The sequence below is a fragment of the Pseudonocardia sp. ICBG1293 genome, from assembly GCF_020131355.1.
Classification (GTDB): Bacteria; Actinomycetota; Actinomycetes; order Mycobacteriales; family Pseudonocardiaceae; genus Pseudonocardia.
Genome location: NZ_JAHLEL010000012.1, coordinates 1 through 11495 on the forward strand (window position 1 = coordinate 1; position 11495 = coordinate 11495).

The following is an 11495-nucleotide window of genomic DNA, read 5'->3' on the forward strand; positions in this document are numbered from 1 at the left end:
AGAAGAACGTCGACCCGCTGACCCGGCGGCCGGGCCGCCGACGAACCAGTAGCGGAACGAGGAGTCCGGGTCGACGACGAACCCGAGGCCGGTCGCCAGGGCGCCGGTGACGACGGCGACACCCGCGGCCTTCCAGTCCCGGCGGACCAGGAAGTACAGGACGAACCCGCCCGGGGTGAGCTTGATCGCCGCGGCCAGGCCGAGCAGCAGCCCGCGCGGCCACCAGGTCCGGGGGGCGAGCAGGTCGGCCAGCACGAGCAGCATCAGGACCAGGTTGATCTGGCCGAAGGCGAAGGTCTGTGCGACCGGCTCCATCAGCAGCACCGCGGCCAGCACCGGGACGCCCAGCAGGACCGGGGCCCGCCGGCCGCCCGCGGGCCACGCGACGCGGATCGTGAGCGCGATGCAGATCGCCAGCGACAGCACCGAGGCGACGAACTGCGCGGTGAACGCCACGACGTAGGGCACGACGGCCAGCGGCACCATCGTGATCGCCGCGAACGTCGGGTAGATGAACGGCAGCACCGGCCCGTGCAGCGGCGGGGGCAGCGTGCCGTACATGTCGCCGCCGGCCAGCCAGACCTGCACACCGATCCGGTAGACGTCGAGGTCCAGCGCGTAGTCACGCAGCCGGAACCAGGACCAGTACAGCGCCGCCGCCAGCAGCGGCACCGTGACCACGAGCGTCCAGCGGGAGAGCACCGCCGTGCGCACCCGCCCGACGAGGACCGCGGTACCCCCGCCGGGAGCGGCGGGCACGTCCGGGTCGGGCGTGGTACGGGTGACGGTCACGCGGGGCTCCTCCGTGTGCGGCCGGGCCGGACGGGTACGGGCCGCGCGACGGGCGGAGCCCGGCGGCCGCTGGGGGACGACGGTGGACCACGGTAGCGGGGCCCGCACGCGCGCCCCGCCGCGGGACCCGCCTACGACACCCCGGCCGCGTCCATCCCCCGCAGCTCCTTCTTCAGGTCGGAGATCTCGTCGCGGAGCCGGGCCGCGAGCTCGAACTGGAGGTCCCGTGCGGCGGTGAGCATCTGGTCGTTCATCTGCTGGATGAGGTCGGCGAGCTCGGCGCGCGGCATGCCCGCCGTGTCCTTCGCCGCCACTCCCGAGCTGCCGGCCGGGGCCGGGGCGCGGCCCTTCTCCCCCGCCGCCCGCTTGCCGCGCGAGGCGTTGCGTCCCGAGCCGCCGACCGGCACGGCATCGGTGTCCTCGGCCTCGCGGTAGACCTGGTCGAGGATGTCGGCGATCTTCTTGCGCAGCGGCTGCGGGTCGATGCCGTGCTCGGTGTTGTAGGCGACCTGCTTGGCCCGGCGCCGGTCGGTCTCGTCGATGGCATACCGCATCGAGTCGGTGATCCGGTCGGCGTACATGTGCACCTGACCGGAGACGTTGCGCGCCGCGCGGCCGATGGTCTGGATCAGCGAGGTGCCGGAGCGGAGGAAGCCCTCCTTGTCCGCGTCGAGGATCGCGACCAGGGACACCTCGGGCAGGTCCAGACCCTCGCGGAGCAGGTTGATGCCGACCAGCACGTCGTACTCGCCCGACCGCAGCTGGCGCAGCAGCTCCACCCGGCGCAGCGTGTCGACCTCGGAGTGCAGGTAGCGGACCTTGATCCCCAGCTCGAGGACGTAGTCGGTGAGGTCCTCGGCCATCTTCTTGGTCAGCGTGGTCACCAGGACCCGCTCGTCGCGCTCGGTCCGGTCGCGGATCTCGGCGACCAGGTCGTCGATCTGGCCCTTGGTCGGCTTGACGACGACCTCGGGGTCGACCAGACCGGTCGGGCGGATGACCTGCTCGACGAACTCGCCACCGGTGCGGTTGAGCTCGTAGGGGCCCGGCGTCGCCGACAGGTAGACCGTCTGGCCGATCCGGTCGGCGAACTCCTCCCAGGTCAGCGGCCGGTTGTCGACCGCGGACGGGAGGCGGAAGCCGTACTCGACCAGGTTGCGCTTGCGGGACATGTCGCCCTCGTACATGCCGCCGATCTGCGGCACCGTCACGTGCGACTCGTCGATGACCAGCAGGAAGTCGTCCGGGAAGTAGTCGATCAGGGTGGCCGGCGCGGTACCGGCCCCGCGGCCGTCGATGTGGCGCGAGTAGTTCTCGATGCCCGAGCAGAAGCCGACCTGGCGGATCATCTCGATGTCGTACTGCGTGCGCATCCGCAGCCGCTGGGCCTCCAGCAGCTTGCCCTGGTTCTCCAGCTGGGCGAGGCGCTCCTCCAGCTCGGCCTCGATGGCGCGCACCGCCCGCTCCATCGCCTCCGGGCCCGCGACGTAGTGCGTCGCCGGGAAGACCCTGATCTCCTCGACCTGCTCGACCTCCTCCCCCGTCAACGGGTTGAGGTAGTAGAGGGCCTCGATCTCGTCGCCGAAGAACTCGATCCGCAGCGCGAGCTCCTGGTAGGCCGGGATGATCTCGACGGTGTCCCCGCGGACCCGGAAGGTGCCGCGGGTGAAGGACATGTCGTTGCGGGTGTACTGCACGTCGACCAGCAGCCGCAGCAGCCGGTCCCGCTCGACCTCCTCCCCGACCCGCAGCGACACCGACCGGTCGAGGTAGGACTGCGGGGTACCGAGGCCGTAGATGCACGACACCGACGCGACCACGACCACGTCGCGCCGGGACAGCAGGTTCATCGTCGCCGAGTGCCGCAGCCGCTCGACGTCGTCGTTGATCGAGCTGTCCTTCTCGATGTAGGTGTCGGTCTGCGCGATGTAGGCCTCGGGCTGGTAGTAGTCGTAGTACGAGACGAAGTACTCGACCGCGTTGTTGGGCAGCATCTCGCGGAGCTCGTTCGCCAGCTGCGCGGCGAGGGTCTTGTTCGGCGCCATCACCAGCGTGGGCCGCTGCTGCTGCTCGATCAGCCAGGCCGTGGTGGCCGACTTGCCGGTACCGGTGGCGCCCAGCAGCACGACGTCCTGCTCGCCGGCGCGCAGCCGCCGGTCCAGCTCCGCGATCGCAGCCGGCTGGTCACCGGCCGGGACGTGCTCGCTGACCACCCGGAACGGTGCGGTGCTGCGCTCGACCGCACCCACGGGGCGGTGCTCGGAGTGTGCACGCGGTGGGTCCGTCGGGGTGGTACCCGCGTCCGGGTGCGCAGCGTCCTCCCGGGCACGGGAGTCCGCCGCGCTGCCCGGGACCTCGGTCGCGAATGCCATGACACCAGGGTACGAGCGACCCCCGACACTTCGCCGCCGAGCGCCCCGTGTGCGCCCCCGGGACGGCAGGATGGGCGACCGTGCACCCGCCCAAGACACAGACCTTCGACCCCGAACGGGGCGTCCAGGTCGACACCAAGGGGACCCACCGCGAGATCGCCACGCTGCGCGAGGAGGACTGGGGGATCTACCTGTCCCGGCCCGTCGTGGCCCGGCCCAACGCCTGGTGGATCGAGACCTGGGTGCTGCCGGAGCTGGGCGTGTGCCTGTCCGACTGGCGGTGGCGCCCCGGGCACGAGCGCGACCAGGACGTGTACGTCGACATCGCCGCGATCACCCGTGAGGGCAGGCGGCTGCGGATGACCGACCTCTACCTGGACCTCGTGGTGCGCCGCGGGCGCGGGACCGACGTCATCGACCTCGACGAGTTCGTCGCCGCCGTCGCGCAGGGGCTGGTCGGGACCGACCTCGCCGAGTACGCGCTGGAGCGCTCGCACGCGGTCCTCGACGGGCTGGTGCGCCACGACCACGACCACGTGGCGTGGCTGGCGTCGCTGGGCGTCGACCTGGGGCCGCGGGACCGGCCGGAGGACGCTCCCGGCTGACCGACGGGGCCCGGCCGGGCAGAGGGGCCGCCGCCCCTCCGCCACGGGGCCCGCCACGGGGGCCGGCCCGGGTGTCTCAGAGCGCGGAGGACTGCGCCGGGCCGAGGCCCACGGCGCTGGTCGAGGTCTCCGAGGTCGTGGTGCTCGTGGTCGTCGTGGGCTCGGTCGAGGTGGTCGTCGGCGCGGCCGAGTTGCTCGTCGTCGGGGACGGGGCGGTGGTCGTCGGCTCCGGGGTTCCCTCGTCGGTCGGCTTCGGCGTCGTCGTCTCCGGCGGCGTCGTCGTCTCCGGCGGCGGCGTGGTGGTCGGCGGCGGCTTCGGGGTGGTCGGCTCCGGCGAGCCCTCGTCGGTCGGCCGGGGGTCGGTGGGCGGGGTCTGCCCGCCACCGCCCGAGCCGCCACCGGGGTTGCCGCCACCGGGCTCGCCACCGCCACCGGGCGGCGGGAGGACCGGCGCACCCGGGGTGCCGGGCACGCCCGGGCGACCCGGGTCGGCGGGGTCGCCGGCGCCGCCGGGCAGCGCGCCGCCCTGGGTCGCCGCCACGGTCGGGTCGAACGCCGGCGGCAGGCTGCCGTCCCCACCGCTCGCGGCACCGCTCTGCACCGGCTCGGGGGTGGGGCCGCTCGCCTGGGGTGCGGCGATGGCGAAGGGCGGGCCGATGAAGCTGCCGTCGGGTGCGGCCGCGGTCGCGACGGCCGTGACCCCGCCCAGCGAGCCGACGGTGAGCACCGCGGCGGCCGCGGCCGAGGTGGCCCGGCGCGCGCCGGCGGCGCGCGAGATCACGTCGTCGACCGCCGGCAGCGGCACGGCCGCCGCCAGGACGTCGTCGAGCCGGTGGAACTCCCGGTCGATGTCGGCGAACCCGTTCATACCCGTCCCCCCTCGGTGGCGGGTGGGTACCCGCCACGCAGGTCGTACTGCGGCGCGACGTGACCCGGCGGCGGTCCCCCGACCGCGCCACCCGCCGGTCCGATGATCTCTTCCAGCACCTCGGCCATGCCCTCGGTCACGACCTCGCGACCGCGGACGAGCCGGCGCCGGACCTCGTGCTCGGTGACCCGCTCGAGCTCGGCGATCGCGCCGGTCGACAGGCCGGCCATGTGGTGCAGCACCACGGCCCGGCGGTCGACGGCGGCGAGCCGCCCGAGCGCCTCGAGGAGCGCGCCGGTGCGCGGGTCGGTCTCCTCCGGCGACGGTCCGCGCCGGCGGCGTCGCATCCGCACCCGCATCGACGAGCGGATCGCGACCCGCCGGACCCAGCCGACGGCCGCGTCCTCGTGCTCCGGGCCGGCCGGCTCGGCGCGCAGCGCGGCCCAGCGGCGCCAGGCGCGCGAGTAGGCGTCCTGCACCGCCTCGTGCGCGTCGTGCGGGTTGAGCGTGATCGCGTAGAGCTGGGCGACCAGCCGCGGGTAGTGGGCCTCGAGGTGCGAGCCGAAGTCCGCCCGCAGCTCACCGTGCGGGAGCGTGCGGTGCTGCCGGACGACCGCCCCGCTGATCGGGGCGGCCTCGTACTCCGCGCCGGTCCACGGGTCCGGGTCGCCGGCACCCGGTCCCTCCGGCGCGACCGGGCCGCCGTAGTGGTCCGTGTGGGGGAACGCAGGCGCGCGCCCGGGCTCGACGAACCCGCCGTCCGCCCCGTAACGCTGGGCCATGGTGCTCAACCCCGTGTCCTCTCGTCGCCGTCGCCGGGCCGCGCGGCCCGGTGCCGATCACCCGGGCGACCTGCCCGTTCGACGGGTACCCGCAGGTACCGCAGCCGATCCGGGCACGAACACCCTCTGCCCCGCCTGATCGACCAACGAGCGTGCGGCGTTACAGAAACGGGTTCGCCGCGACCCGATCGTCACGTTCCGCGTGATCTGGGTCCCGGCCCGGTCACTCGTCCGGGTCGATGGCCCACGACGCCGTGTACACACGGTAGTGGCGCGGGTCCGGCTCGTCGCCGTGCCGGGCGGCCGCCGCGCGCTTGTGCCCGGCGTAGCCGGAGCGGGCCGCCGCGTCGGCGCGCAACCGGTCGCGCCGCTCGATCGCGTGCCGCCACGCCGGTGAGCCCTGCACCCGCACGGCCACCACGGCGGCGCGCCCCGGATCCGCCGAGCGGTGCACCCGGACGGTGCCCGCCGCCCGGTCCACGGCGGCGTCGTCGACCGGGAGACCGACCGCGGCCAGTGCGCCGGTGACCGCGTCGGCATCGGCGGGCGCCTCCACTGCCAGCTGGAGGTCGAGCACGTCGCGGGCCGGGAGGCCGGGGACGGCGGTCGACCCGATGTGTTCCACCCCCCGGCCGGACCGGCCCGCGGCGCGCGCGACCCGCTCGGCGAGACGGCGGGCCTGCTCCGCCCAGGTCGGGTCGTGCTCGACGAGCCGGGGCGGGCCGTCGACGGCCGGGCGGCCCGTGCGCAGGTTCTCCTCGAACCCGGCCAGCCGCCCGTCCCACAGGGCGTCGACCTGCCGACGGGTGTCCTCCGGGTCGCCCGAGTTGTCTAGCCAGACGTCGGCGGCGGCGCGGCGCTGCTCGTCGGTCGCCTGGGCGGCGATCCGGGCCCTGGCGTCCTGCTCGGTCATCCCGCGCGCGGACACCAGCCGGCGGACCCGCTCGTCGGCGTCCACCCCCACCACCACGACCAGCGGGAACGCCGCCGCCATCCCGCCCTCGACCAGCAGCGGGATGTCCTGCACGACGATCGCGTCGGCCGGGGCGGCCGCGACGAGCTCGTCGGAGCGGGCCCGCACCAGCGGGTGCACGATGCCGTCGAGGACCCGCCGGGCGCCGGTGTCACCGAACACGACCGCGGCGAGGGCGGGCCGGTCGAGCCGGCCGTCGGCGTCGAGGACCTCGCCGCCGAACGCCTCCACGATGGCCGCCAGCCCCTCGGTACCCGGCTCGACGACCTCCCGGGCGATCACGTCGGAGTCGACCAGCACCGCCCCGCGTTCGACCAGCCGCGTCGCGACCGTCGACTTGCCCGCACCGATTCCACCGGTCAGCCCTGTCCGCAGCACGTGATCACCGTAGCGGGCCGTACCGGGGCGTCCCGGGCGCGCTCAGGTGGTGCCGCGTGCGCTGCCCGCGGCACCGGTGCCCGCCTGCGGGGCGGGCGCGGCCGGCGGAGCGGTCGGTGTCGGGCGCGCGGACGGCGGCTGGGTCGGCGTGAGCGCCGGGATCATCCGCTGCGCCAGGTCGGGCAGGGTCTCGGCCGCGGACCGGGTCTGCCCGGGCGCCGCGACGGGCAGGATGAAGGTGAGCGTGTCGACGCCGTAGACCAGCGCGAGGGTGGTCTCGTCCGGCCGCTCGACCAGGACCCCCGGGACCGACCCGACGGTGATGTCGCGCGACGCGGTGGCCGAGCCACGCTCGGCGTTGGTGTTGAGCTGCCACTGCCGGGTCGCCGACGCCGTGTCGCCGTACCGGCCGATGTTGAGCTGGAACAACACGGGGCCGGAGTTGCGCGCCCCGCCGAAGGCCTGGGCCTGACCGCCCGCCCGGTAGGTGCAGGCGGTGCGCTCGGTGCGGTTGACCGCGGGCTCGGGTACGCCGCGCACGGACTGCACCGACACCGACCCCAGCACCTGGCCGAACAGCGCGCCCGCCTGCTCCGGGTCCATCAGCTGGGCGCAGTCGGTGGGCAACGCGATCGGGATCGGTCCCCGCCCGGCCTGGGCAGCGCCCTGCTGCTCGTCCGGGAAGGTCGGCACCGCGATGCCGGTGTCCCCGGACGCGCTGGCGCACCCGGTGAGCAGCGCGGCGAGCAGGACACCCGCGATCGCGGCCCGCCCGCGACGCCGGGTCGAACGGTCGTGGGACGGGGACTCGCCGGAACGCGTCCGGCGGACGGTGCGGCCGGCCATGACTCCAATCTAGGCCGACCCGAAGATCGACTCCGGGCCGCTGCGCGTGCCGTGACCAACCGCAGCCGAACCGTGATCTCGACGTGGCGTGTCCGCACCGACACGCCGGGCGACCTCGGCCGTCGTTCACCCGTTCCGGGACGGGCCCGGGAACGGGCCGGGCCCCGGTGACCGTGACGGTCACCGGGGCCCGGTGTGGTGCTGGTGCCGGTCCGTACGGGACCGGCAGGGGACGCTCAGGCGCCGCCGGAGAGCTTCTCGCGCAGAGCGGCGAGCTGCTCGTCGCTGGCGAGCGAGCCACCCGACTCGGCCTGGCCACCGCCGGTGCTGCCACCGGTGGAGCGGTCGTCGTCACCGCCGGAGGAGTAGTTCGCCGGTGCGATGTCGTCGCCGCCCTCCGCCTCGGCCTCGGCGGCCTTGCGGATCTGCGCCATGTGCTGGTCGTAGCGGGACTGCGCCTCGGCGTACTGCTTCTCCCAGGCCGCGCGGGCCTCGTCGAAGCCTTCCTTCCAGTCGCCGGAGTCGACGTCGAAGCCCTCGGGGTAGATGTAGTTCCCCTGGTCGTCGTACTCGGCGGCCATGCCGTAGCGGGTCGGGTCGAACTCGGTGTCGACCGTCATGCCCTCGTTGGCCTGCTTCAGCGACAGCGAGATCCGGCGACGGTCGAGGTCGATGTCGATGACCTTGACCATCGCGTCGTCGCCGACCTGGACGACCTGCTCCGGGATCTCGACGTGGCGCTCGGCCAGCTCGGAGATGTGGACCAGGCCCTCGATGCCCTCCTCGACGCGGACGAAGGCGCCGAACGGGACCAGCTTGGTGACCTTGCCCGGCACGATCTGGCCGATCGCGTGGGTCCGGGCGTACAGGCGCCACGGGTCCTCCTGGGTCGCCTTCAGCGACAGGGAGACGCGCTCGCGGTCCAGGTCGACGTCGAGGACCTCGACGGTGACCTCCTGGCCGACCTCGACGACCTCGCTCGGGTGGTCGATGTGCTTCCAGGACAGCTCGGAGACGTGCACCAGGCCGTCGACCCCGCCCAGGTCGACGAACGCACCGAAGTTGACCACCGAGGAGACGACGCCCTTGCGGACCTGACCGCGCTGCAGCTGGTTGAGGAACTCGCTGCGGACCTCGGACTGGGTCTGCTCGAGCCAGGCGCGGCGGGACAGGACCACGTTGTTGCGGTTCTTGTCCAGCTCGATGATCTTGGCCTCGATCTTGCGACCGACGTAGGGCTGCAGGTCGCGCACGCGGCGCATCTCGACCAGCGAGGCCGGGAGGAAGCCGCGGAGCCCGATGTCCAGGATCAGGCCGCCCTTGACGACCTCGATGACGGTGCCCTCGACCGGCTCGTCGGCCTCCTTGAGCGCCTCGATCGTGCCCCAGGCGCGCTCGTACTGCGCGCGCTTCTTGGACAGGATCAGCCGGCCCTCCTTGTCCTCCTTCTGGAGGACGAGGGCCTCGACGAACTCGCCGACCTCGACGACCTCGGCGGGGTCGACGTCGTGCTTGATCGACAGCTCACGCGAGGGGATGACGCCCTCGGTCTTGTAGCCGATGTCGAGCAGGACCTCGTCGCGGTCGACCTTGACGATGGTGCCCTCGACGATGTCGCCATCGTTGAAGTACTTGATCGTCTGGTCGATGGCGGCGAGGAAGTCCTCCTCCGACCCGATGTCGTTGATAGCGACCTGCGGCGTGGTCGGGGCGGCGGTGGTGTCGGTGGACATGTAGTGAGGTGCTCCGATGGATTTCTCTGACAGGGTCGGCCCGGTCGGCGCTGCTGCAGCAGCGCGCCCAGGTTCTGGTGCGTGTAGCTGTGACGTTGTAACGGTCACCCTCTGGCGTCGATTCCCGTGGTCGGGAACCTCGTGCACGGACACCCGCGACACCGGCGCTGGAGTGGCGCCGCGCGGTCGGCCGAGACGTTGACCACGGTGCGGGAAGAATGCTACGCGGCCCCGGATCTCCCCGGCAATGCGGGTCCGCCATCCGCGCGGGGTCCCGCGCTTGCGACGATCGGGTGGTCATGAGCAGCCGCGACGAGTACTTCTCCGCCGAGGACGCCGTCGGTACCGCGGGCGTCGCCCGGCGCCGCGTCGGCAGCGCCGAGTCCGAGGCGGCCGGGCGTCGCTGGTGGGACGCCGACGCCGACGACTACCTGGCCGAGCACGGCTCCGACATCGGCGACGAGGCGTTCGTCTGGTGCCCGGAGAACCTGCACGAGGACGAGGCCGGCCTGCTCGGCCCGCCCGCCGACCTCGCCGGGAAGCGGGTGCTGGAGGTCGGCGCGGGCTCCGCCCCGTGCAGCCGCTGGCTCGCCCGCCGCGGCGCGCGCCCGGTCGCGCTCGACGTCTCCGGCGGGATGCTGCGGCACGCGGCCCGGCTCAACACCGCGCTCGGCCTGCCGGTCCCGCTCGTGCAGGCCGGCGCCGAGCGCCTGCCGTTCGCCGACGCCACGTTCGACCACGCCTGCTCGGCGTTCGGCGCGATCCCCTTCGTCGCGGACCCGGGCCGGGTCATGCGCGAGGTGCACCGGGTGCTGCGCCCCGGCGGGCGCTGGGTGTTCGCGGTGAACCACCCGATGCGCTGGGTGTTCCCCGACGACCCCGGCGAGCAGGGACTCACGGTCGTCCAGTCCTACTTCGACCGGACCCCGTACCTCGAGGTCGACGGCGACGGCCGCGCCACCTACGTCGAGCACCACCGGACGCTCGGGGACCGGGTCCGCGACGTCGTCGCCGCCGGGCTGGTGCTCGACGACCTGGTCGAGCCGGAGTGGCCGGAGGGTCACGAGCGGGTCTGGGGGCAGTGGTCGCCGCTGCGCGGCGCGCTGTTCCCCGGCACCGCGATCCTCGTGACCCACCGGCCGGGCTGAGCCCGGTCAGACCTCGAGGACCGCTCCGGTCTCCAGGTCGTAGCGGGCGCCGACGATCGTGAGGTGGTTGTTGCAGACCGCCCCGGACAGCGACGGGTCGGCCGTGAGCTGCGCGACGACCCGGCGGACGTTGGCGTCGACCGCTCCGGCCACGGCCGTGTCGCCCTCCCCCTCGCACACCGGGACGATGTCGCCGACCAGCGCACCCAGCGTGGACGGTGCCGGCGCGGGCGCTCCCCCGGCCACCGACACCGCCGCCTTGACCGCACCGCACTGGGAGTGCCCCAGTACGACCAGCAGCGGGATGCCCAGCGCACCCGCGCCGAAGGCGAGCGTGCCGCGCACCGCGTCGTCGACGACCTGGCCCGCGGTCCGGACCACGAACAGGTCGCCCAGGCCCAGGTCGAACACCAGCTCGGCGGGGACCCGGGAGTCCGAGCAGGACAGGATCATCGCGGCCGGGGTCTGACCGGCGACGGCCGCGGCACGTTCCTCGGCCGAGCGCCGCGGGTCCTCGCGCTCGTCGCGCTGCCACCGTCCGTTGCCCTCGAGCATCATCCGCCACGCCTCGGCGGCGGTCGGCCTGCTGTCGTTCGCCATCGGGTCTCCCATCGGTCCGGGTCGTCGTCCCGACCAAGATCGACGAAACGGACGGGGCGGGCAAGCATGCACGCCGTCGCATCCCCCGGCGATGTGACCAGACCCGCACTCAGAGCGTCTCGAGCCAGTCCACCCGGCCGGTGTCCAGGTCGTACCGGGCCCCGACGACGGCCGCGGCGCCCGCCCCGGACGCGGCCAGGTCCGGGTCCCGGCGCAGGGCGGCCACGGTACGCCGCACGTGGGTGTCGACCCCGGCCGCGATGCGCTCGGCCCGGGTGCCCGACGACGGCAGCGCCGGTCGCAGCGCCGCCACCAGGTGGGCGAGGTGCCCCGGCGGTGTCCGCGCGCGGTCCACCGCGTCGACCCGGGCCGCCACCGCACCGCACGACGAGTGACCG

At 74.1% G+C, this 11495-nt stretch carries 11 protein-coding genes; 2 read left to right on the top strand and 9 right to left on the bottom strand.

Features of this window, described 5'->3' with window-relative positions:
- Both KPF47_RS39945 and uvrB read right to left on the bottom strand, forming a co-directional pair.
- Window positions 1-792: glycosyltransferase 87 family protein (locus KPF47_RS39945; RefSeq protein WP_224387913.1), on the bottom strand; the 792-nt coding region annotated here is incomplete at its 3' end.
- Between the two features lie 131 nt (window positions 793-923).
- Entirely contained in the window at window positions 924-3164 is a 2241-nt protein-coding gene (uvrB, locus tag KPF47_RS08165; protein WP_224387914.1) for an excinuclease ABC subunit UvrB, read from the bottom strand.
- An 80-nt stretch (window positions 3165-3244) separates the two neighbouring features.
- Here uvrB and KPF47_RS08170 point away from each other — a divergent pair, with 80 nt between their 5' ends.
- Entirely contained in the window at window positions 3245-3769 is a 525-nt protein-coding gene (locus KPF47_RS08170) for a DUF402 domain-containing protein (RefSeq protein WP_224387915.1), read from the top strand.
- A 76-nt stretch (window positions 3770-3845) separates the two neighbouring features.
- Here KPF47_RS08170 and KPF47_RS39685 read toward each other — a convergent pair whose 3' ends face one another.
- The 5 genes from KPF47_RS39685 to rpsA all read right to left on the bottom strand — a co-directional run bounded on the left by KPF47_RS39685 (window position 3846) and on the right by rpsA (window position 9349).
- A complete protein-coding gene (locus KPF47_RS39685) occupies window positions 3846-4637 on the bottom strand; it encodes a hypothetical protein (RefSeq protein WP_305080395.1) in 792 nt (263 codons plus the stop codon).
- Window positions 4634-5419, bottom strand: a complete 786-nt coding sequence (locus KPF47_RS08180; RefSeq protein WP_224386837.1) for an RNA polymerase sigma factor — start codon at window positions 5417-5419, stop codon at window positions 4634-4636. Before KPF47_RS08180 ends, KPF47_RS39685 begins: the two co-directional genes overlap by 4 nt.
- A gap of 223 nt (window positions 5420-5642) precedes the next feature.
- Entirely contained in the window at window positions 5643-6770 is a 1128-nt protein-coding gene (gene coaE, locus KPF47_RS08185) for a dephospho-CoA kinase (protein WP_224386766.1), read from the bottom strand.
- Window positions 6771-6812: 42 nt separating this feature from the next.
- A complete protein-coding gene (locus KPF47_RS08190; protein ID WP_224386764.1) occupies window positions 6813-7616 on the bottom strand; it encodes a hypothetical protein in 804 nt (267 codons plus the stop codon).
- A gap of 236 nt (window positions 7617-7852) precedes the next feature.
- Window positions 7853-9349: a 30S ribosomal protein S1 gene (gene rpsA, locus KPF47_RS08195; protein WP_224386761.1), complete on the bottom strand. Its 1497-nt coding sequence runs from the start codon at window positions 9347-9349 to the stop codon at window positions 7853-7855.
- Window positions 9350-9648: 299 nt separating this feature from the next.
- Here rpsA and KPF47_RS08200 point away from each other — a divergent pair, with 299 nt between their 5' ends.
- Window positions 9649-10497: a class I SAM-dependent methyltransferase gene (locus KPF47_RS08200; protein ID WP_224386760.1), complete on the top strand. Its 849-nt coding sequence runs from the start codon at window positions 9649-9651 to the stop codon at window positions 10495-10497.
- Window positions 10498-10503: 6 nt separating this feature from the next.
- Here the strand turns inward: KPF47_RS08200 and KPF47_RS08205 are convergent, their stop codons facing one another.
- Both KPF47_RS08205 and KPF47_RS08210 read right to left on the bottom strand, forming a co-directional pair.
- Window positions 10504-11097 (bottom strand): carbonic anhydrase, encoded by a 594-nt coding sequence (locus KPF47_RS08205; protein ID WP_224386758.1) that lies wholly within the window; start codon window positions 11095-11097, stop codon window positions 10504-10506.
- Between the two features lie 109 nt (window positions 11098-11206).
- Window positions 11207-11495 (bottom strand): carbonic anhydrase (locus KPF47_RS08210; protein WP_224387916.1); only part of this gene is annotated, 289 nt, incomplete at its 5' end.

Bases quoted from the DNA above. Each gene is read 5' to 3' on its own strand.
- uvrB (WP_224387914.1), bottom strand. From the start codon at position 3,164: ATGGCATTCGCGACCGAGGTCCCGGGCAGCGCGGCGGACTCCCGTGCC.
- KPF47_RS39685 (WP_305080395.1), bottom strand. From the start codon at position 4,637: ATGAACGGGTTCGCCGACATCGACCGGGAGTTCCACCGGCTCGACGAC.
- KPF47_RS08180 (WP_224386837.1), bottom strand. From the start codon at position 5,419: ATGGCCCAGCGTTACGGGGCGGACGGCGGGTTCGTCGAGCCCGGGCGC.
- KPF47_RS08190 (WP_224386764.1), bottom strand. From the start codon at position 7,616: ATGGCCGGCCGCACCGTCCGCCGGACGCGTTCCGGCGAGTCCCCGTCC.
- rpsA (WP_224386761.1), bottom strand. From the start codon at position 9,349: ATGTCCACCGACACCACCGCCGCCCCGACCACGCCGCAGGTCGCTATC.
- KPF47_RS08200 (WP_224386760.1), top strand. From the start codon at position 9,649: ATGAGCAGCCGCGACGAGTACTTCTCCGCCGAGGACGCCGTCGGTACC.
- KPF47_RS08205 (WP_224386758.1), bottom strand. From the start codon at position 11,097: ATGGCGAACGACAGCAGGCCGACCGCCGCCGAGGCGTGGCGGATGATG.